General features: G+C 73.7%; 17 protein-coding genes and 1 pseudogene. 10 read left to right on the top strand and 8 right to left on the bottom strand.

The genetic code is table 11. From position 1 onward, the window contains the following. Nucleotides 1-33: 33 nt before the first annotated feature. From AB0J57_RS05910 to AB0J57_RS05885, 6 genes and pseudogenes are all read right to left on the bottom strand, one after another. Nucleotides 34-1,998: a GAF domain-containing protein gene (locus AB0J57_RS05910; RefSeq protein ID WP_366126745.1), complete on the bottom strand. Its 1,965-nt coding sequence runs from the start codon at nucleotides 1,996-1,998 to the stop codon at nucleotides 34-36. 74 nt (nucleotides 1,999-2,072) lie between these two features. Next, nucleotides 2,073-2,858, bottom strand: coding sequence for a 3-hydroxybutyrate dehydrogenase (locus tag AB0J57_RS05905; RefSeq protein WP_366126744.1), 786 nt, complete (start codon nucleotides 2,856-2,858; stop codon nucleotides 2,073-2,075). A gap of 60 nt (nucleotides 2,859-2,918) precedes the next feature. Further along, entirely contained in the window at nucleotides 2,919-3,395 is a 477-nt protein-coding gene (locus AB0J57_RS05900) for an NUDIX domain-containing protein (protein WP_366126743.1), read from the bottom strand. Between the two features lie 9 nt (nucleotides 3,396-3,404). Then, nucleotides 3,405-5,027, bottom strand: a complete 1,623-nt coding sequence (lnt, locus tag AB0J57_RS05895) for an apolipoprotein N-acyltransferase (RefSeq protein ID WP_366126742.1) — start codon at nucleotides 5,025-5,027, stop codon at nucleotides 3,405-3,407. A 256-nt stretch (nucleotides 5,028-5,283) separates the two neighbouring features. Continuing rightward, a pseudogene (locus AB0J57_RS05890) lies at nucleotides 5,284-5,811 on the bottom strand (hypothetical protein); the annotation flags it as partial. 48 nt (nucleotides 5,812-5,859) lie between these two features. Then, entirely contained in the window at nucleotides 5,860-6,645 is a 786-nt protein-coding gene (locus AB0J57_RS05885) for an aspartate/glutamate racemase family protein (RefSeq protein WP_366126741.1), read from the bottom strand. A gap of 58 nt (nucleotides 6,646-6,703) precedes the next feature. On the opposite strand from AB0J57_RS05885, the gene AB0J57_RS05880 reads away from it, so the two are divergent. The 5 genes from AB0J57_RS05880 (at nucleotide 6,704) to AB0J57_RS05860 (ending at nucleotide 12,956) form a co-directional block, all read left to right on the top strand. Continuing rightward, nucleotides 6,704-7,897 (top strand): glycosyltransferase, encoded by a 1,194-nt coding sequence (locus AB0J57_RS05880; protein ID WP_366126740.1) that lies wholly within the window; start codon nucleotides 6,704-6,706, stop codon nucleotides 7,895-7,897. A 387-nt stretch (nucleotides 7,898-8,284) separates the two neighbouring features. Next, a complete protein-coding gene (locus AB0J57_RS05875; RefSeq protein ID WP_366126739.1) occupies nucleotides 8,285-8,758 on the top strand; it encodes a DUF6643 family protein in 474 nt (157 codons plus the stop codon). Nucleotides 8,759-8,799: 41 nt separating this feature from the next. Beyond that, nucleotides 8,800-9,624, top strand: coding sequence for an MOSC N-terminal beta barrel domain-containing protein (locus tag AB0J57_RS05870; RefSeq protein WP_366126738.1), 825 nt, complete (start codon nucleotides 8,800-8,802; stop codon nucleotides 9,622-9,624). A gap of 104 nt (nucleotides 9,625-9,728) precedes the next feature. Then, nucleotides 9,729-10,337 carry a hypothetical protein gene (locus tag AB0J57_RS05865; protein ID WP_366126737.1) on the top strand — a complete coding sequence of 203 codons (609 nt, stop codon included), beginning with the start codon at nucleotides 9,729-9,731 and terminating at the stop codon, nucleotides 10,335-10,337. Nucleotides 10,338-10,505: 168 nt separating this feature from the next. Beyond that, nucleotides 10,506-12,956, top strand: coding sequence for a right-handed parallel beta-helix repeat-containing protein (locus AB0J57_RS05860; protein ID WP_366126736.1), 2,451 nt, complete (start codon nucleotides 10,506-10,508; stop codon nucleotides 12,954-12,956). Here the strand turns inward: AB0J57_RS05860 and AB0J57_RS05855 are convergent. Then, entirely contained in the window at nucleotides 12,926-15,334 is a 2,409-nt protein-coding gene (locus AB0J57_RS05855; protein ID WP_366126735.1) for a hypothetical protein, read from the bottom strand. The genes AB0J57_RS05860 and AB0J57_RS05855 overlap by 31 nt on opposite strands. A 206-nt stretch (nucleotides 15,335-15,540) precedes the next feature. Here AB0J57_RS05855 and AB0J57_RS05850 point away from each other — a divergent pair, with 206 nt between their 5' ends. The 3 genes from AB0J57_RS05850 (at nucleotide 15,541) to AB0J57_RS05840 (ending at nucleotide 17,592) form a co-directional block, all read left to right on the top strand. After that, nucleotides 15,541-16,371: a DeoR/GlpR family DNA-binding transcription regulator gene (locus AB0J57_RS05850; RefSeq protein WP_366126734.1), complete on the top strand. Its 831-nt coding sequence runs from the start codon at nucleotides 15,541-15,543 to the stop codon at nucleotides 16,369-16,371. A gap of 224 nt (nucleotides 16,372-16,595) precedes the next feature. Next, nucleotides 16,596-17,042, top strand: a complete 447-nt coding sequence (locus tag AB0J57_RS05845; RefSeq protein ID WP_366126733.1) for an SRPBCC family protein — start codon at nucleotides 16,596-16,598, stop codon at nucleotides 17,040-17,042. A 61-nt stretch (nucleotides 17,043-17,103) separates the two neighbouring features. Then, nucleotides 17,104-17,592 carry an SRPBCC family protein gene (locus tag AB0J57_RS05840; protein WP_366126732.1) on the top strand — a complete coding sequence of 163 codons (489 nt, stop codon included), beginning with the start codon at nucleotides 17,104-17,106 and terminating at the stop codon, nucleotides 17,590-17,592. A gap of 7 nt (nucleotides 17,593-17,599) precedes the next feature. Here the strand turns inward: AB0J57_RS05840 and AB0J57_RS05835 are convergent, their stop codons facing one another. Further along, the gene (locus tag AB0J57_RS05835) at nucleotides 17,600-18,811 is read right to left on the bottom strand and encodes a PLP-dependent cysteine synthase family protein (protein ID WP_366126731.1); all 1,212 of its coding nucleotides are present in this window, start codon (nucleotides 18,809-18,811) and stop codon (nucleotides 17,600-17,602) included. Between the two features lie 240 nt (nucleotides 18,812-19,051). Here AB0J57_RS05835 and AB0J57_RS05830 point away from each other — a divergent pair, with 240 nt between their 5' ends. Both AB0J57_RS05830 and AB0J57_RS05825 read left to right on the top strand, forming a co-directional pair. Further along, the gene (locus AB0J57_RS05830; RefSeq protein WP_366126730.1) at nucleotides 19,052-19,378 is read left to right on the top strand and encodes a hypothetical protein; all 327 of its coding nucleotides are present in this window, start codon (nucleotides 19,052-19,054) and stop codon (nucleotides 19,376-19,378) included. A gap of 198 nt (nucleotides 19,379-19,576) precedes the next feature. Further along, entirely contained in the window at nucleotides 19,577-20,119 is a 543-nt protein-coding gene (locus AB0J57_RS05825) for an ATP-binding protein (protein WP_366126729.1), read from the top strand. Nucleotides 20,120-20,125: the final 6 nt, after the last annotated feature.

Here is a 20,125-nt window from a genome sequence, read left to right as displayed (position 1 = left end):
GGCCGGTCGCCCCGCGCGGGGCGGCCGGCCGTTTCAGCGTGCCACCGCGGCGGACATGGAGTGGAGGCGGAGGGCGAGCTGGATCTCCAGGGACCGGGGCGGGGACTGCCAGTCGGGGCCGAGGAGCCGGCCTATCCGTTCCAGGCGCTGCGCCACCGTGTTGACGTGGACGTGCAGTTCGTCCTTCGTACGGACCGGGCTCATCCCGCTGGCGAAGTACGCGTCGAGCGTGCGGACCAGCTCGGTGCCACGGCTCCGGTCGTAGGCGACGACCTCGCCGATCGTGCGGGTCACGAAACCGGTGATGTCCCGGGTGTCGGCCAGCAGCAGGCCCAGGAAGCCCAGGTCCGAGGCCGCCGCGCCCTCGCCGGAGCGGCCGAGCAGGCGCAGGGCGTCCAGGCAGCGGCGGGCCTCGGCGTACGCGGGGGCTATGGCGCCCGGGTGGGTGGCCGGCGCGTCGACCGGGGAGGAGGCGCCGACGGTGACCGGTTCGCGCAGGGTGCCGCCGAGGTGCTTGGCGGTCTGGCGGGCCAGGTCGGCGGCGGTGTCGCCCGGCCCCAGCGGCAGCAGCAGCACGGTGCCGCCGTCGCGGGCGGAGGCGAGGCCGTGGCGGGTGGCCGCCAGGTGCGAGGCGGCGGACCAGAGGCGCTGCCGGTCGGCCCCGTCCCGCTCGGTGGCGTGCGGATCGGTGTGCGGATCGGTCTGCGGATCGGTGTGCCGGTCGGCGTACGGTCCGGCGGGCGCGTCCGGTCGGTCGATGCGGGCGGCCAGCACCACGTGCGGGGCGTCGAAGTCGGCGCGGAGCCGGGCAGCGCGCTCCTTGAGCAGCCGCCGGTCCCGCTCGGGCGCGTCCAGCAGGTCGTCGAGCAGTTCCCCTCGTACCCGCTGTTCGGCCTCCCCGGCGGAGCGGCGGGCGAGCAGCAGCAGGGAGGTGACCATGGCCGCGCGCTCCAGGGTCCGCTGGTCGACCGGGTCGAGGTCCGGGTGGCCGTGGAGCACGAGCGCGCCGAGGACCTCGCCGCCCGCCGACACGGCCGCGACCCATTCGTCGCCCCGGCGTGTCGCGTGGCCGTCGACGCACTCGCTGGGCAGCGGGCCTTCGGTGAACTCCACCGAGCCGTCCAGGACTTCCGACACGGCCGCCGCCACGTCGTGGACGCCGCCGCCGCGCAGGACCAGTTCGGTCAGCCGGTCGTGCACCTCCGAGGCGCGCTCGATGACACCGCTGTGGGCGCGGATGATGCCGTTGGCCCGCTCCAGCTCGGCCAGCGCCGACCGGGTCTCGGCCAGCAGGTTGGCGGTGTCGATGGCGACGGCCGCGTGCGCGGCGAACGAGCCGAGCAGCGCGACCTGTTCCCGCTCGAAGACCCGGGCGCGCCGGTCGGCGGCGAAGAGCACGCCGATCACCTGGCTGCCGAGCATGAGCGGCACGCCCAGGATGGCCACCAGGCCCTCGTCCCGTACGCCGGAGTCGATGGCCCTCGTGTGCCGGAACCGCTCATCGTCGAAGTAGCTCTCCGTCACGTACGGCCGGGCGGTCTGGGCGACGAGGCCGCCGAGGCCCTCCCCCATGCCGAGGCGGAGCTGCTGGAAGCGCGCCGACACCGAGCCCTCGGTGACCCGCATGTAGGTGTCGCCGGCGGCCGGATCGTTGAGGCTCAGGTACGCGACCTCCGTGCCCAGCAGCGACCGGGCGCGCTGCACGATCGCGCGCAGCACCGCGTCCAGGTCGCGCAGCCCGGCCAGGTCGTGGGCCGTCTCGAACAGCGCCGACAGCTCGGCCTCGCGGCGCCGGCGTCCCTCCAGCTCGGCGCGGACGCGCAGCGCGAGCTGCTTGGCGTGCTCGAGCGCGGCGAGCGCGTCGGGGCCGGCGCCGCTCGCACGGGCGAGCAGCACGGGCCGGTCGTACGCCTCGACGGCTGCCCCGCGCGCGAGAAGCCCCAGGTAGGCGGCCGGGTCGGCGCTGGGCTCCGGCGTGCGGAGCTGTTCTTCGGACATGGTCACAGGGATACCTGCCGTACGGGTGGTCGCACCAGCCCTGTGGACAACTCGCGGGGTGCTCCGTGCCTCGCTCAGTGCGCGGTCCAGCCGCCGTCGAGGACGAGCGAGGTGCCGGTGATGAACGAGGCGTGCGGGGAGCAGAGGTAGGCGACGGCCTCGGCGACCTCTTCGGGTTCGACGAGCCGCTTGAGCGCGGAGTCCTTGAGCAGGACGTCGGTCAGGACCCGCTCGGGCGGGATGCCGTGGGCCTCCGCCTGGTCCGCGACCTGTGCTTCGACCAGGGGGGTGCGTACGTAGCCGGGGTTGACGCAGTTGGAGGTGACGCCGTGCGGTGCGCCTTCGAGGGCGGCGGTCTTGGACAGGCCTTCCAGGCCGTGTTTGGCGGCCACATAGGCGGACTTGTAGGGGGAGGCGCGCAGGCCGTGTACGGAGGAGAGGTTGACGATTCGGCCCCATCCTCGCGCGTACATGTGCGGCAGCGCGCCCCTGATCAGCCGGAAGGGGGCCTCCAGCATCACGGTGAGGACGGTGTGGAAGACGTCCGGGGGGAACTCCTCGATGGGGCGGACCAGTTGCAGCCCGGCGTTGTTGACGAGGATGTCGGTGCCCGCCGCCAGTTCCTCGGCGGCGTCGAGGTCGGTGAGGTCCAGGACGTGGGGTTCGACCGCCCCGGCCGTCGCGGGCGCCGTCCGGGTCAGGGCGTCCAGGCCCTGGGCGTCCCGGTCGACGGCCCGGACCTTCGCCCCGGCGGCCGCGAGCCGCAGCGCGCAGGCGCGGCCGATGCCGCTCGCCGCGCCGGTGACGAGCGCGGTGCGGCCGCCGAGGTCGAGGGAGGTGACGGTGTGGGGTGCGGTCATGTTCCGCACCCTAGGGAGCGTGGCGCCCACGGCCGATGTGGCCCGGGCACATACTTCGCCCTATTCAGCCATGGTGGAGAACCATGTGGGGCCGTCGGTGAGGGCCTGCTTGATCCGGAACAGTTCGCCCTCGCGCAGCGGCGGCAGCGCGTCCAGCGGGAACCAGCCCACCTCCAGCGACTCGTCGTCGTTGACGCGCGCCTCCCCGCCGACGGCCCGGCAGCGGAAGCAGATGTCCACGTACTGGCACTGGTCGCCGTTGTCGTACGTGACCGTCGGCAGCGTCTCCACCAGGACCACGCGTTCGGCGACGCATTCCACGGCCGTCTCCTCGTGCACCTCCCGCACGGCGCTCACGGCCGGCTGTTCCCCCGGCTCCGGAATGCCTCCGACGAGCGACCACCTGCCGTTGTCGGCGCGTCTGACCAGCAGGAGCCTGCCTTCGTCGTCGAAGACGACGGAGGTGACGCCGGGAAGGAAGAGCAGTTGGTGCCCGGCGGTGGCCCGCACGGCCCGGATGAAGTCAGGAGTCGCCATGCCCCGACCCTAGGCGGTCGGTACCTGCGGCGAAGTACGACGGCGTGCAGCCGCCACACGTACCGCCGCCCAGCCCAGCCCGGCGGCGGCCAGGGCCACCAGGGCCGCCTCGGGCAGCGTGCCCAGCCGGGTCGCGGGTGTCAGCGAGGAGCGCAGCGGCACCTCCGCCACCAGGGCGTCCGGCGTGAACATCCGGGACTCCCGGACGATCGAGCCGTCCGGGAGGATGATCGCGCTGACGCCGCTGGTCACCGGGACGACGACGGAACGGCTGTGCTCGACGGCCCGCACCCGCGACATGGCGAGCTGCTGGTAGGTCATCTCGCTGCGCCCGAAGGTGGCGTTGTTGCTCGGTACGGAGATGAGCCGGGCGCCGTGCGTGACGGTGTCGCGTACCGCCCAGTCGAAGGCCGCCTCGTAGCAGGTGGCCAGCCCGACCTTCGTGCCGGCGAGGTCGAACACGCCCACCTCGCTGCCGGGTCCGAAGTCGCGGCTGACGCGGTCGACGTTCTTGTTGAAGATCCGTACGAAGGAGCGCATCGGGATGTACTCGCCGAACGGCTGGACGTGCCGCTTGTCGTACGTCGCGACAGGACCGCGCCGGGGGTCCCACTGGATGAGGGTGTTGCGGAGGGTTCCGGTCTCGGGCGTGACGACGGCTCCGATGACGGTCGGTACGCCGATGGCCCCGACCGCCTCGTCGATGACGCGCCGGGCGTCGCTGTTGCGGTAGGGGTCGAGGTCGGAGGAGTTCTCCGGCCACAGGACGAAGTCCGGCTTCGGCGCCTTGCCCGCCGCGACGTCGTCGGCGAGCTGCTCGGTGCGGTCGGCGTGGTTGTCGAGGACGGCGCGGCGCTGCGCGTTGAAGTCCAGCCCCAGGCGCGGCACGTTGCCCTGGATGGCGGCGACGGTGGCGGTGCCGTCCTGCGCGGCGTCGGAGACGAGCGGCTGGGCGGCGAGGGCGGCCGTGACCGGGACGAAGACGGAGAGGGCGGCCGCGGCGAGGGGGCCGCGCGGGAGGGTGCCGGCCGCCTTGTGCGTACGGAGGACGCGTACCGCTTCGTACAGGCCGAAGCCGCACAGCGCGACGGCGAAGCCGAGCACGGGGGTGCCGCCCACGGCGGCGAGCGGCAGGAACAGGCCGTCCGCCTGGCCGAAGGCGATCTTGCCCCAGGGGAACCCGCCGAAGGGGACACGCGCGCGTGCCGCCTCGCCCACGATCCATGCGGCGGCGGCGAACACGGGCCAGGCGGGGAGCCGTGAGACGGCGGCGACGAGGAGGCAGGCGGCCCCGACGAAGAGCGACTCGGCGGCGACGAGCGCCAGCCACGGCCCCGCCCCGACCTCCTCGCCCGTCCATACGAGGAGGGGCAGGAGGAAGCCGAGCCCGGCGAGGTAACCGAGCCCGAAGCCCGCCCTCAGCCGCCGCCCCCGCAGCGTCCACCCGAGCAGCGCGAAGCCGGGCACGGCGAGCCACCACAGGGGGCGGGGCGGGAAGCTCAGGAACAGCAGCGCCCCGGACAGCACCGCGGCCGCCGGCCGCACCCACCGCGCCAACCACCCCGGCAACCGGACCCGCCGCTTCTCGGGGGCGGGAGGGGGAACATCGACGGCGGTCATGGTGGCGCTCACGTGCCGGAGTCTACGGCGATCTCCTGTACGAACGGGAGCGCGGCCGGTGGCCCCGGGGCGGGCGACGCCTCCCGGAGGGCGGGATCGTCCGGCGGGGGTGGCCTCAGCGGCCGGGTGCGGTGTCGGCCGTGGGGTCCGGGCGGTGCGGGTCCGGGCGGTGCGGGCGGTGCGGGCCGGGGCCGTCGGGGCCGTCCGTGAGGGGGGCGCCGTCCGGGTCGTCCGTGAGGGTCCACTCGTCCTTGGTGGGCCGCCGCAGGCGGAGGCGGTGGCGGATGACGCGGACGGCCGCTTCCGCGTCGTCCACGGTGACCGTGAAGCTCCGCCCGTCGCCCAGGGTGAGGATGAGGCCCTCGCCCCGGCGCACGACGACCGCCGTGCCCTTCTCGGGCAGCCAGCGGTAGCCCCAGCCGCCCCACTGGCGCGGGGTGACCGAGGGCGCGAATTCGGCGTCCACCACGGTGTCGAGCGGGATGCGCCTGCGTGGCACGCCCATGTGGCCGCAGCGCACGTCGAGGGCGTGCCGGTCGACCGTGATCTCGACGTGGACGAAGGCGAGGGTCCCGAAGAGCACCAGCAGCCCCGCCGTGACGCAGCCGACGACCGCCATGAGCAGGGCGGCGGTACCGGAGGTCCACGTCGTGCCGACGGCCAGCCCGACGCCGAGGGCCACACAGGCGGCTCCGGCGGCGGCGAGCACCCACTGGACGCGGTTGGTGGCTCGTCCGGTCCAGGTGTCGGGCACCGGGTCTGCGGGAGGTCGCTCGGCGCGGGAGTGGTCCCTCATGAGTAGCAGCGTACTCACGTTCCGCAATCACGGCCGTTCGCGCGGCCGTCAGTGCGTCGGCGCGGCCTCGCCCAGCAGACGGCCTTCCGCGTACGCCAGGGCGGCGTCCGGGAGCTCGGCGGTGCGGCCGCTGAGCAGCACGGTGAGGCCGGTGCCGGGTGTCGCGTCGGGCTCGGGCAGGGCGCCGATGCGGCGCAGCGCCTGGGCGGCGACCGCGTCGGCCGAGCCGTGCAGCACCACGGGGGGCAGGCCGGCGGGCTGTACGGCGGCCCGGATGCGTTCGGCGACCAGTTCGTAATGGGTGCAGCCCAGGACGACGGCCCTTGCATCGGAGGGCGTGAGCGCGGCGGCCGCGGCGATGGCCCGGTCGATGGCGTCCTCGTCGGCGTACTGGACGGCGTCGGCGAGGCCCGGGCAGGGCACCTCGGTGACCTCGACGGAGCCGGCGAAGTCGCGGATGAGGCCGCGCTGGTAGGGGCTGCCCGTGGTGAGGGGGGTGGCCCAGATGGCGACGGGCCCGCCACCGGCCGCGGCCGGCTTGATCGCCGGGACCGTCCCGATGACCGGGATCGCGGGCTCCAGCTCGGCGCGGAGCGTCGGCAGGGCGTGGACGGAGGCGGTGTTGCAGGCCACGATGAGCGCGTCCGGCCGGTGTGCGGCCGCCGCGCGGGCCACGGCGAGGGCGCGCGTGGTGAGGTCGTCGGCCGTGCGGGGGCCCCAGGGCATCCCGTCGGGGTCGGAGGAGAGGACGAGAGCCGCGTCCGGCCGCAGCCGGCGTACCGCGGCGGCCGCCGCCAGCAGGCCGATTCCGGAGTCCATAAGCGCGATCTTCACCCGATCACCCTAGCCGACGACCCTTGCGCTCCCGGCGTTGTGGGGCAGACTGCGGCGAATGAGCACCATTGCGTGGATCGCCCTGGGGTCGGTGGCCGCCTGGGCATGGCTGCTGCTGGGGCAGGGGTTCTTCTGGCGGACCGATCAGCGCCTGCCACGCCTCGCCGAACCGGACCGGTGGCCGTCCGTCGCCGTGGTGGTGCCGGCCAGGGACGAGGCCGGGGTGCTGCCGCTGAGCCTGCCGTCGCTGCTGGCGCAGGACTATCCGGGACCGCTGGAGATCTTCCTGGTGGACGACGGCAGCACGGACGGCACGGGGGATCTGGCCCGCACGCTGGCCGTACGGTACGGAGGGCCGCCGCTGACGGTGGTGTCGCCCGGCGCGCCGGAGCCCGGCTGGACCGGGAAGCTGTGGGCGCTGCGGCACGGAATCGCACGGGCACGCGCGCGTGGCGCGGCGGACGGCTCCGGCGGGCCGGAGTACCTGCTGCTGACGGACGCCGACATCGCCCATGAACCGGACAGTCTGCGCGAGCTGGTCGCGGCGGCCACGGCGAACGGCCTCGACCTGGTCTCGCAGATGGCGCGGTTGCGGGCGTCGACGGGCTGGGAGCGGCTGGTCGTTCCCGCGTTCGTGTACTTCTTCGCCAAGCTGTATCCGTTCCGCCGGGTCAACAGGCCGGGGGCGCGGACGGCGGCCGCGGCGGGCGGGTGCGTGCTGCTGCGGACGGAGGTGGCCGTCCGGGCGCGCGTCCCGGAGGTGATCCGTCAGGCGGTGATCGACGACGTGTCGCTGGCGCGGGCGGTCCAGGGGGCCGGTGGCCGGATCTGGCTGGGGCTCGCCGACCGGGTGGACAGCATCCGTCCGTATCCCCGGCTGGCGGATCTGTGGCGGATGGTGACGCGCAGCGCGTACGCCCAGTTGTGGCACAACCCCGTGCTGCTGGCCGGGACGGTGGCGGGGCTGGCGGTGGTGTACCTGGCGCCGCCGGCCGCCGTGTGCGTGGGGCTGCTCGCGGGCGACACGGCGGCCGGCCTGCTGGGCGCGGTGGCGTGGGCGGTGATGACGGGGACGTACGTGCCGATGCTCCGCTACTACCGGCAGTCGCCGTGGCGGGCGCTCCTGCTGCCGTTCACGGCGTCCCTCTATCTGTGCATGACGGTCGATTCGGCGGTGCGGCACCACCGGGGACGGGGCGCCGCCTGGAAGGGGCGCACCTATCCGCGCCCCGAGGTCGCGCCGGACAGGTGACGGGGCGTCAGGGCGGGCTGCCACGAAGTGGACACCGGCGCCGCAGCGCACTTTTCCGGGCACGCGGAGTTACGCCGGCCCAATTCGATGTTGATGGGGCGTGAAGACTCCGCACGTCCGGTGGAACATTGACCTTCTTTAAGCATGGACATGCTGACCAGTGCCCGCCGCCGAGCGGTCGGGGATTTATGTATACGCCACCTTGCCGGGGGCTTCGGCGGGCTCGGGGGACCTGCCGGTAACCCCCCATCAGCCTGGCCTTTACACGGACGGTGACCGTTTTTCCCGGGTTCGCTCGTATTGGCGATCGGCGGCCACTCACACCGCGTAAAACAACCTGCTTATCAGCCTCCCCAACCAGCACATCGTGGGCTTAACTTATGTGCCATGACCTCCCCCCGTTCCTACGGCGGCGCGTACTACAACGCGCCGTCGTTCCCGGACACCCCGATCTACGACTCTCTCGTCGCGGAACGGGGCACGCCTCAGATCGCGCCGATCCGAGTGCCCCCCGCGTACGACACCGGCAACTCCTACCTGCCGGCGCTCCCCGCGGCTCTTCCCGCCCTCCCGGCGGGTCCCTCCCAGCCCATGCCGTCCTATGGCGGCGGGTCGTACGGCTATCCCCAGCAGGCGGCTCCGCAGCCCGCCCCGCTGCAGCACATGCCGGCGCCGTACATCCCGCAGCAGCCGACCGCCCCGCGCGGCGGCTATCCGGGCCCGCAGCCCCACCACCAGTCGCGGCCGGTTCCCACCGGTTACGAGGCGATGCGCCCGGCGGCGCCCCGTCCCGTCCCGGCGCCCGCGCCCTCCCCGTACGACGACCCGTACAACCGCCCCTACCAGGGCGGGGGGTACTGACTCTCCCGGTCGGACGCCACGCGTGCTGGCAGGATGAGGCCATGCCGACTCCTGCCCTGCGCTCGCTGCACGTCCGCCCGGTCAAGTCCCTCCGGGGGGCCTCGCCCGTCGAGGCGGCGGTCGAGCCATGGGGGCTCGCCGGGGACCGCCGCTGGATGCTCATCGACGCCGCGGCGAAGGTGGTCACCCAACGCCAGCAGCCCAGGCTGGCGTTGGCCTTCGCCGAGAACGTGCCCGGCGGCGGGATTAGGGTGTCCGCACCCGGGCTGGAGCCGCTGACCGTCGCCGTACCGGAGCCGTCGGAGACCGTGCCGGCCGAGATCTTCCTGTCGAAGGTCGAGGCGGTACCGGCCGGGCCCGCCGCGGACGAGTGGTTCAGCGCCTACCTGGGCCAGGACGTACGGCTGGTGCACCTCGACGACCCGGCGCGCCGCCGCCCCATCGACCCGGAGTACGCGCTGCCCGGGGAGACCGTTAACTTCGCCGACGGCTACCCCCTGCTCGTCACGTCCGTCTCCTCGCTGGACGCCCTGAACTCCCTCATCGCCCAGGGCGGTCACCCCGACGAGGGCCCGTTGCCCATGGACCGCTTCCGGCCCACCGTGGTCGTCGAGGGCACCGCCCCCTGGGACGAGGACCGCTGGACCCGGATCGCGATCGGCGAGGTCGCCTTCCGCGTCGCCAAGCCCTGCGCGCGCTGCGTCGTGACGACCACCGACCAGCGCACCGCACGCCGCGGCAAGGAACCGTTGCGCACCCTGGCGCGGCACCGCCTCATCGACAAGAAGATGATCTTCGGCCAGAATCTGGTGCCCGAGCACCCGGGCACGCTCCGGGTCGGCGACCCGGTGGAGATCCTCGGCTGACCCGTCCCACCCTCCTCCGTCGCATAGGCCGTGCCTTCACGGGAACCCGGGAGTCCGGCAGACGCGTTGACGGGCATGACGGACACGGAAGGGGGTGCGGGCCTGTGCGTGCGGTCGTCGGACTCTGGCGCTGGCGGCACAATCCCCTGCGCCGGGCCACCGATCTCGCCGAGGCATGGGTGGCGCTCGCCGCCCTGCTGCTGATGTGTGTCGCCGCTCCGGTCGCCGGCTGGATCTGCGGCGCGCTGACCAACACCTCGCTCCAGCGGGAGGCGCGGCTCCAGCAGGAGCAGCGCCACCTCGTCACGGCCCATGTGCTCGGTCGCGACGAGAGTGCCCGGACGACCGCGCGCGACCCCGAGGCTGCCACCCAGCAGCAGATACGCCGCGCGGTGATCGCCCGGTGGACCGGGCCGGACGGCGCGGCGCACACCGGGGCGCTGACCACCGCACGGGACAACGCCGACCCGGGCGACACGTTCCGCGTCTGGACCGACGACCGGGGCCGGCTGGTCGACCGCCCCATGACCGAGGAGACCGCCCACGACCAGGCCGTGCTCGCCGGCATCGGCACCTCGCTGCTGGCGGCCGGGCTCGTCGAAGGCGCCAGGCGGGTCGTCGTATGGCAGTTGGTGCAACGGCGGTACGCGCGACTGGACCGGGCGTGGGCGCAGGCCGGGCCGGACTGGGGCAGGACCGGCACGGGGAGCTGACCGGTCCCCGCCGTCGGTGTGGCCGCCCGGCCCGGAGCGGACCGGCGGTCCGAGGTGGGCCGGCGGTCGGGGGTGGCCGACCGGTCAACTCGCCCCCTCCGCGCGCGCTACGGTGGTGCGATCGTCCGGGAAGACGCGCGAGGCACGAGGTGGGGGCAGAGCAGCACCATGGCACAGGGCACGGTCCAGGTGACGCACACCGGCACATCGCGGTGGCGGCGCCGCACGGGCGAGTACGCCTCCCTCGCCGCGGCCCTGGAGGCCGCCGGTGACGGCGATGTCCTGACCATCTCCCCCGGGACGTACCGGGAGAACCTGGTCCTCCGGCGCGCCGTCACCCTGCGCGGCACGGAGGGCGCGGTCGGCTCGGTGCGGATCGCCCCGGCCGACGGGGTGCCGCTGACCGTGCGCGCCTCGGCGACCGTCCAGGACCTGCATGTGGAGGGCCAGGACAGCTCGGCGCCCGCGCTGCTCATCGAGGACGGCACCCCCGAGCTGCTGGACCTGCGGATCGTGACCCGTTCGGCGGCCGGGGTGGAGGTGCGGGGCGCGGCGCGGCCCACCGTGCGGCGCTGCACGGTCGACAATCCGGCGGGCGTCGGGATCGGCGTACTGGACGGCGCGGGTGGCGTGTTCGAGGAGTGCGAGGTGGTGTCGGCGGGGCAGTCGGGCATCTCCGTGCGCGGCGGCGCGCACCCCCGCCTGGAGCGGTGCCGGATCCACCACGCCTCGGGCGCGGGGCTGTCCGTGACGGGCGAGGGCAGCGGCCTGGAGGCGATCGGCTGCGAGGTGTACGAGATCAAGGGCAGCGGCGTCCAGGTCACCGGCCGGGCGGCGGCCCATCTCACCGACTCGTCGGTGCACCGCACGACCGCCGACGGGGTCACCCTCGACACCGACGCCGTGCTGACCCTCTCCGACTGCGACATCCACGACATCCCGGAGAACGCGGTCGACCTGCGGTCCCGTTCGGTGCTGACGCTGACCCGCTCGACGGTGCGGCGGTTCGGCCGCAACGGGCTGTCCGTGTGGGACCCGGGCACGCGCGTGGACGCCAACCAGTGCGAGATCCACGACAGTACGGGCGACTATCCGGCGGTCTGGGTCAGCGACGGCGCGACGGCGGTCCTGGACTCGTGCCGCGTCCACGACGTACCCGACGCGCTGTTCGTCCTCGACCGGGGCTCGCGCGCCGACGTGGTGGACAGTGACCTGTCCCAGGTGCGGAACACGGCGGTGTCGGTCAGCGACGGCGCCACCGCCCAGCTCGACGACTGCCGCATCCGGGAGGCGTCCACCGGGGCCTGGTTCCGCGACCACGGCAGCGGCGGCACCCTGAGCGGGTGCACCATCGACTCCGTACAGACCGGTGTCATCGTCACCAAGGGCGCCGATCCGGCGATCGAGAGGTGCACGGTCACCTCCCCCGCCGAGGCGGGGTTCTACGTCTCGGCCGAGGGCCGCGGCACGTTCCACGGCTGCCGGGTGACGGGCAGCGGGGGGTACGGCTTCCACGTCATGGACAACTGCCGTACGACGCTGAGGCGGTGCCGTACGGAGCGGTGCGCACGCGGTGGATACGAGTTCGGAGAGGAGGGGCCCGTCGTCGAGGACTGCACCAGCGACGAGAGCGGGGTCCTCACCGCCCGGGCCGAGACCACCGTCCTGGCCGCGACCCGGTCCGTCGGCGGGCTGCTCGGTACGGTGCCCTCCCAGGCCGTGGAGCGGACACCGGCCCAGGCACCGGCCACGCCCCAGGCACCGGCTCGGAACACCGCCATACCGGAGCCGCCCGCCGGGCCGCCCGTGCGCAGCGCCCAGGACGTCCTGGGCGAACTGGACGCCCTGGTGGGCCTCGACAGCGTCAAGCGCGAGGTGCGCACCCTCACCAACATGATCGAGGTCGGCAGGAGGCGCCAGGAGGCGGGGCTCAAGGCGGCGTCCGTCCGCCGCCATCTGGTCTTCACCGGCTCCCCCGGCACCGGCAAGACGACCGTCGCCCGCCTGTACGGCGAGATCCTCGCGGCCCTGGGCGTGCTGGAGCGCGGCCATCTCGTCGAGGTGTCGCGCGTGGACCTGGTCGGCGAGCACATCGGCTCCACGGCGATCCGCACCCAGGAGGCGTTCGACCGGGCGCGCGGCGGGGTGCTGTTCATCGACGAGGCGTACGCCCTGTCGCCCGAGGACTCGGGGCGGGACTTCGGGCGTGAGGCGATCGACACGCTGGTGAAGCTGATGGAGGACCACCGGGAGGCGGTCGTGGTGATCGTCGCCGGGTACACGGCCGAGATGGAGCGGTTCCTGACCGTCAATCCGGGTGTGGCGTCCCGCTTCTCACGGAAGATCACCTTCAACGACTACGTGCCCGGTGAGCTGCTGCGGATCGTGGAGCAGCAGGCGGAGGACCACGAGTACCGGCTCGCCGAGGGGACGGCCGAGGCGCTGCTGAAGTACTTCACGGAGCTGCCGAAGGGGCCCGCGTTCGGCAACGGCCGAACCGCCCGCCAGACGTTCGAGTCGATGGTCGAGCGGCACGCGGGCCGGGTCGCCGGGCTCACCGAGATGAGCACCGACGACCTCACCCTCCTCTACCCCGAGGACCTGCCCGAGCTGCCCTGAGCCCCGTCCGGTGAGGTCTCCTGGGTCCGCTGCCCGGGCTCCTCGGTCCGCTGCTCGGGCACCGGCACCGGTGCCGGGACCGGCAACGGCAGGGCGGGCGGCAGCCGGTCGAGCAGTACGGTGCGTTCCTTGGCGAACACCGGGTCGGCCTGGTAGTCGCCGTGGCCCAGGATCGGTTCGGGCAGCGGGTGCTCGTGGGTGCGGCCGTAGACGACCGGGTCACGCAGCGCCCGGTGGTCGACCTCCGGCTTGTCCCCTTCGGCGGGGACGTTCACCGGCCCGCCTATGGGGTCGGTGCGGCGCCACAGGTTGCGCCAGCAGTGCACCTCCCGGTGGAGGGCGGCCAGGGGGCGGGGCCCGAAGTAGGCGGGGAACCACCGCCCGTACAGCCGTTCCAGGGGCGAGCCGTAGGTGAGCAGTGCGACACGGCGCCGGGTGGCGGCGGGGAGCTGCCAGACGGCGGCGGCGGCCAGCACGCTGCCCTGCGAGTGGCCGGAGATGACCAGGCGGCCGCCCGTGCGGCCGGTCCAGGACGACATCCGCCAGGCGAGGTCCGGCACCGCCCGCTCCGCGTAGCAGGGCGGGGCGAACGGGTGGGCGGCGCGCGGCCAGAACGTACCGACGTCCCAGAGGATGCCGATGGTGCGGCGTGCGGAGGCGTCCTTGTAGGCGCGACGGCCCCAGGTGACGAACAGTATGAAGCCGAAGCCGATCAGCCAGGACCCCAGCGCCTGCGCCGCCTCGGCCGCGCTCTCGACGAACGGGTGCCCGCCCTCGAAGGCCTCGCCGGGCACCTTCTTGCTCACCCGCGCCCCGACGAGCGCGGCGGCACCCAGCAGGAGGGTGGCGCCCGCGACGATGCCGGCGACGCCGGGCGCCGCGTCGGTGAGGGCCGCACGCGCGCGCGTGGCGGCGATGCGCCGGGTGCGGACCGGGTCGGGCTTCTCGCCCTCGTACTCGGCCTCCACGACGGGCGCCAGGCGGCGGGCGGAGAGCGCGGTGCGGATGCCGAGGACGACGGCGGGGACGAGCAGCAGGAGCAGCAGGACGGGGATGACGGAGGCCTGCCAGCTCAGCAGCACGGGTGGGCCGATGGGGTGCTCGCCGGTGCCGGGCGTGGCCGGGCCGTCGAGCCAGTCGGCGACCCGCTGTGCGACGCCGCCGCTCATGACGCCGCCGAGCGCGCAGGCGAGCATGGCGACGGCGGGGCCGCCGAGCCCGCGCAGGACGGTACGGGTGTGGGGGGCGCGGCGGTACAGCCGCAGCGCCACCACGGCGAGGGCGAGGACGAGGGCGCCCTGGGACAGGGCGATCACGCTGAAGGTGACGTCCCCGGGCAGGGTGCCGGTGGAGCGCCAGCCGGGGCGGGACCAGGCGGCGTACAGGACCGCGAGGACGAGCAGGGCGATGGAGGCGGCCGGCAGCCAGGTGACGACGGCGCGGTCGAGCCGGTTGTCGAGCCGCTTCTCGCTGCGGCCCCGGCGGCACACCACCCACGTCACGACGACCCCGCCGAGCAGCAGGGCGCCCTCCAGCGTCCAGCCGAGCACCTCGCGGGCGGGGCCGGCCGCGTGCCGGTCGTACCGTGCCGCCGCCCCGGCGACCGCGGCGGCGACGGTGAGGAACCCGGCGGCGGTGTGCGCGGCGCGCAGCCGGGCGACGAGGCGGCGGCCGTACCAGAAGCCGGGGCGGCCGAGGGCGGGCCTGGGCCCCCCGGCGGGTACGCCGTCCCCGTCCATCTCGCCGCGGGGCGGCCGCTGGGCCTCGTACGCGCTCCACGTGCGGTTGGACAGGTACCACAGGAGGCCCACCAGGGCGGCGGGGACGAGGGCGGCGAGCGCGAGCCGGCGGCCGGGCTGGGACCACCAGCCGCCCTGGGCGGCCGACATGAAGCCGAGCCAGGACCGTTCCTCGGCGCACCGGGTGGAGCCGGCGCACTGCCAGGCCGTGAGGTCCAGGGCGACCTCACAGGCGGCTGCGGTGAGCAGCACGGTCAAGGTCAGGGCGACGAGCCGCACCAGCACGCCGTACAGCCGGACGGTGGTGGCCTGCCGTTCGGCGGGCGGGCGCATCCAGTGGGCGAGGTTGACCACCATGAACGGCAGGAGCAGCAGCCATAACGCGCGGGCGCCGTTGCCGGAGGTGAGGTTGCACCAGCAGTACGCCTCCGGGACGGGCCGTCCGTCGGCGAACCGCTCCGGTTCCTCCTCGGCGTGCTGGTCGACGGTGCGCCGGTAGATCGCCGCCGTCTCGTCGCCGGTCACCCGTACGGTACGGGGATCGTCGAGCATGAGCTCGGGCGTCGTACCGCCGACGCCGTGGACGAGCAGTTCCAGCGCGGCGCCGGGGCGGGTTGGCTCCGGGATGGCAGGGGGCACGTGGGTGGCTCCCTCTCAAGGCGGGGCGGGCAGGGTTGCGGGGTGTGCATGACCGGTTGTGACCGGGCATTGTCAAGAATCGTCGAACATGGCGGTCGGTGGCAGGGTTCTCACCGAATCTCCCCCGGTCTGTTGTCTCCGGACCCGTGGCAGGATGATGAGCCTTGGCCAGCGGTGGTGACGACATGGAAGGACCGGCCCCTGCGGTGAGCGACAACCAGAACCTCCTCGCGGAGCAGCGGCGCGCCTTGATCCTGGACGAGGTGAGGCGGCGCGGCGGGGTGCGGGTCAACGAGCTCACCCGCAAACTCAACGTCTCCGACATGACCGTGCGGCGGGACCTGGACGCGCTGGCCCGGCAGGGCGTCATCGAGAAGGTCCACGGTGGCGCGGTGCCGCTGGTCGAGGCGAGCACCCACGAGCCGGGGTTCGAGGCGAAGTCCTCGCTGGAGCAGGGCGCCAAGGAGGATATCGCGCGGGCGGCCGCGGCGATGGCCGTGCCGGGGAGCGCGATCGCCCTGTCGGGCGGTACGACGACGTACGCGCTGGCCCAGCACCTGCTGGAGGTGCCGGACCTGACGGTGGTGACCAACTCGGTACGGGTCGCCGATGTGTTCCACACGGCGCAGCGCACCGGCTCGGGCGGCGCCCCGCGCCCGGGTGCGGCGACCGTGGTGCTGACGGGCGGGGTGCGGACGCCCTCGGATTCGCTGGTCGGTCCGGTGGCGGACCAGGCGATCCGCTCGCTCCACTTCGACGTGCTGTTCCTCGGGGTGCACGGCATCTCGGTGGAGGCCGGTCTGTCGACCCCGAACCTGGCGGAGGCGGAGACCAACCGGCGCTTCATCCGCTCGGCGCGGCGCGTCGTCGTCGTGGCGGACCACACCAAGTGGGGCGTGGTGGGCCTGAGTTCCTTCGCCCGCCTGGACCAGATCGATGCCCTGGTGACGGACGGCGGCCTGTCGGACGAGGCCCGCGCCGAGATGGCCGAGCACCTGCCGGGCCTGGTCGTGGCGGGCGAGGAGGACGCGGCCTGACGTGCCGCGTTCGGCGCGCGGCTGGGGGCGCTGCGGCGGGGGCGGGCGCGCGCTACGGCCCGGGGGCACTCAGGCGCGGGATGCCCTCACGGCGCGGGGCACGGGGTAGCGGCGTGAGGTGGGCCGCCTGGTGCGGCGGCCGTATACGCGGCCCCGGCCCGGGGGCCCGTCCGGCGGTCGCCCCGGCCGCCGGCAGGACGGTCCGGCGCGCATACGATCGGGGCATGGCTCTGTTCCGGATCGTCCGTGGTGCGCCGATGTCCGCCGCCGAGGCGTGGCGGCGGCTCACCGACTGGGAGGCGCATGCGGCGCGGGTGCCGCTGACCCGGGCCAGGGCGGTGAGCGCGGGGCACGCGCGCGTGGGGAGCCGGTTCACGATGCGTACCGGGATCGGACCGGTCGGGTTCGACGACCCGATGGAGGTGGTCCGCTGGGAGCCGCCCGAGCCGGGCGGTACGGCCGCGGGCGTGTGCCGGCTGGAGAAGCGGGGCCGGGTGGTCACGGGGTGGGCCGAGATCGAGGTGCGGGAGGCGGTCGCGGGGGCGGTCCGGGTGACGTGGACGGAGGAGCTGCGCCTCCGGGGGCTGCCGCGGTGGTGCGATCCGGTGCTCGCGCGGGCGGGCCGCTGGATTTTCGGGCGGGCCTTGTCCGGTCTTCTGGCGGACAACTGACGGGTCGGCAGCTATGGTGTGGGGCCCTGGCACCCCCCTCATATGCTGGAGGTACGGTCCCATGGCACGCCGACTGCGCCCTGTCGGGCTCGACTTCCTCGAGTCCGCGCCCCTGCGTCTGGTCTTCGACACGGAAGTGGCCGCGCCGCCCTCGGCGGTGTACCGGGCGCTCGCCGAGGAGGTCGCGGACAGCCCTTCGTGGTTCCCCGCCATCGCGGCAGCCCGGCCGACCGCCGGCGGTGCCGGCCGGGAGATACGGCTGCGCGGCGGGGTGGTCTTCCAGGAACGGATACTGGTGACGGACGCCGCCGAGCGGTACGCCTACCGAGTGGAGGAGACCAACGCCCCGGGCGTCCGGGCCCTGATGGAGGAGTGGCTGCTCAGCCCGGCGCCGCATGGGGCCGGCACCCGGGTGCGGTGGACGATGGCGGCCGAGGGCGCCGCGCCGTTCCGGCTGGTGATGCGGCTGGCCCGGTCCGGGGTGGGCCGCTCGTTCCGGGACGCGATGCGCAACCTCGACCGCAGACTCGCCTCGTCCCCGGCACCGTAACGTTTCGTCAGTCGCGCGCGGCCCCGGCGCTCGGAGCGGGCCGGGCGGGGGCGGCGGACGTGGCGGACGTGGCGGGCGGATCCGGCCAGACGCCGCTGCCGAGGAACTCGTCGATGGCCGCGCTGTACGGGGCGATGTCCAGGCCCTGTTCGGCGAGCCACTCGTCGGAGTAGTACTTGTCGAGGTAGCGGTCGCCCGGGTCGCAGATCAGGGTGACGACGCTGCCGGTGCGGCCCTCCGCCACCATCTCGGCGACGATCTTCAGCGCGCTCCACAGGCCGGTCCCCGTCGAGCCGCCCGCCTTGCGCCCGATGGCGGTCTCCAGGGCGCGTACGGCGGCCACGCTCGCCGCGTCGGGCACCTTCATCATCCGGTCGATCGCGCCGGGTACGAAGCTCGGCTCCATCCGGGGCCTGCCGATGCCCTCGATGCGCGAGCCGCAGTCGCTGGAGGCGTCCGCGTTGCCGGTCGTCCAGCCCTCGAAGAAGCAGGAGTTCTCGGGGTCGGGGACGCAGATGCGGGTGTCGTACATCATGTAGTGGACGTAGCGGGCGATGGTCGCGGAGGTGCCGCCCGTACCGGCGGTGGCGACGATCCAGGCGGGTTCCGGATAGCGCTCCAGCCGCAACTGCTGGTAGATCGACTCGGCGATGTTGTTGTTGCCGCGCCAGTCGGTGGCCCGCTCCGCGTACGTGAACTGGTCCATGTAGTGGCCGCCGGTGGTGGCGGCGAGGGCGGCGGACTCCTCGTACATCTTGCGCGAGTCGTCGACGAAGTGGCACTGCCCGCCGTGGAATTCGATGAGCCGGATCTTCTCCGGGCTGGTGGTGCGCGGCATGACGGCGATGAACGGGACGCCGATCAGGCTCGCGAAGTACGCCTCGGAGACGGCGGTGGAGCCGCTGGACGCCTCGATGACGGGCTTTCCGGGGCGGATCCAGCCGTTGCACAGCCCGTAGAGGAAGAGCGAGCGCGCCAGGCGGTGCTTGAGGCTGCCGGTCGGGTGGGTCGACTCGTCCTTGAGGTAGAGGTCGATGCCCCATCGTTCGGGCAGCGGGAAGCGCAGGAGGTGGGTGTCGGCGGACCGGTTGGCGTCCGCCTGGACCTTGCGTACGGCTTCTTTCAGCCACTCCCGGTAGGCGGGATCGCTGTGGTCCACGTCGATGGTCACGGCCGGGTCGGCGGACCCCGGTCGTCCTGCTTGCTCAACGGTGTTCACGCGCCACTCCTCATCGTTCTCTCCCCTGCTGTCCCATCCCGAACATACCCCGCTCACCTGCACAAACGATGACTTTGATGGCCCATAGGGAACGCTTGCAGGAGGACGCCGGGGCGCCCCCGCGCGCCCCCTCGCGTCGCAAGGGGCGCAGGGGGCGCATCCACCCACGCGCCCTGGTGTACGGGCGCGTACTTGTGCAGACTGACCGGATAAACCTGCGCGAAGGGGGCTGGGTACGACATGGCCGAGGCCGATTTCAGCGCCACCGGCGTACGGATCGAACGGTGGCCGCGTTCGCTGACCCGGGCGGGCGAGGTCCTGATCAAGGACGGCAGGCTGGCGCTCCTCACCAGCTACGGACGGGTGATCGACAGCGCGCCGGTACGGGCGGTCAGGGCGAGCAGGCCCTGGTTCGCGGGACGCGACGACGCCATGGTGGCGACGCTCAACGGCACCCGGTACCGGCTGACCATGGGGCAGCGCGGCCGGCGGAGCCACGGCGCGGCGGCGGCGCCGGCCGGCCGTCTGCTGGAGGCCGTACGCCGGGCGGGCGGCGGCGGGGACTGACAGAAGTGGCAGCAGGGACCCACGGGTAACCGGTCGCCGCGAGTTGCGAAGCGGTCACCCTTGGTCCACGCTGGACTGACATCACTACCCAGGGTGCACCGGCGGTGACGCTGCGATCCATCCCGCCGGACCAACAGCCAGCCAACTACTGGATCCGATCTCCGTCTTCTTCCGGACCTATTTCGGGGAGTCGCAGCCGTGATCAGCCAGGCAAGCAGGCAGTGCACGGTAGAGCTCCAAGCCCTGCCGTCGCGGATCGGTCAGGTCCGCAGAATCGTTTCAGCGCAATTGCGCTACTGGAATCTCGATTGTCTGATCGAGAAGGCCGCGCTCGGTGTCACCGAGCTCCTGACGAACGTTCACCGGCACGCCGAGCCGGACAAGATGTGCACCGTCGAGATCGAGCTGCTGCTCGACCGGCTCACGGTCTCGGTCCACGACCACGACCCCCGCCTCCCCACGGTCAACCCGTCCGACCCGCTGGCCACTTCGGGCCGCGGTCTGGCCCTGATAGAGGCGGTCAGCGAGAGTTGGGGCGCGCGGCCGCAGGGCGAGTCCGGGAAGGTCGTGTGGTTCACCCTTCCGGCGCCCTCGACCACGCCCATGCCGATACCGCCCCTTCCGGTGTACGGGGCGGCCACCAGCGGTCCGTTCACGGGCGCGGTGCCCTTCGGGGACACGGCGGACGCGGCGGACGCGGTACGCGAACGGGCCACCGCCCGGCCGGCCGTGGCGGGCTGACCGGGC

The organism is Streptomyces sp. NPDC049837 (assembly GCF_040674455.1).
Taxonomy (GTDB): domain Bacteria; phylum Actinomycetota; class Actinomycetes; order Streptomycetales; family Streptomycetaceae; genus Streptomyces.
This window is presented reverse-complemented; position numbering and strand designations above follow the sequence as displayed.

Excerpts from the sequence above, each read along its gene's own strand:
- AB0J57_RS05910 (WP_366126745.1), bottom strand. The coding sequence starts at position 1,998 with ATGTCCGAAGAACAGCTCCGCACGCCGGAGCCCAGCGCCGACCCGGCC.
- AB0J57_RS05905 (WP_366126744.1), bottom strand. The coding sequence starts at position 2,858 with ATGACCGCACCCCACACCGTCACCTCCCTCGACCTCGGCGGCCGCACC.
- AB0J57_RS05900 (WP_366126743.1), bottom strand. The coding sequence starts at position 3,395 with ATGGCGACTCCTGACTTCATCCGGGCCGTGCGGGCCACCGCCGGGCAC.
- AB0J57_RS05880 (WP_366126740.1), top strand. The coding sequence starts at position 6,704 with ATGAGCACCATTGCGTGGATCGCCCTGGGGTCGGTGGCCGCCTGGGCA.
- AB0J57_RS05875 (WP_366126739.1), top strand. The coding sequence starts at position 8,285 with ATGACCTCCCCCCGTTCCTACGGCGGCGCGTACTACAACGCGCCGTCG.
- AB0J57_RS05870 (WP_366126738.1), top strand. The coding sequence starts at position 8,800 with ATGCCGACTCCTGCCCTGCGCTCGCTGCACGTCCGCCCGGTCAAGTCC.
- AB0J57_RS05860 (WP_366126736.1), top strand. The coding sequence starts at position 10,506 with ATGGCACAGGGCACGGTCCAGGTGACGCACACCGGCACATCGCGGTGG.
- AB0J57_RS05845 (WP_366126733.1), top strand. The coding sequence starts at position 16,596 with ATGGCTCTGTTCCGGATCGTCCGTGGTGCGCCGATGTCCGCCGCCGAG.
- AB0J57_RS05840 (WP_366126732.1), top strand. The coding sequence starts at position 17,104 with ATGGCACGCCGACTGCGCCCTGTCGGGCTCGACTTCCTCGAGTCCGCG.
- AB0J57_RS05830 (WP_366126730.1), top strand. The coding sequence starts at position 19,052 with ATGGCCGAGGCCGATTTCAGCGCCACCGGCGTACGGATCGAACGGTGG.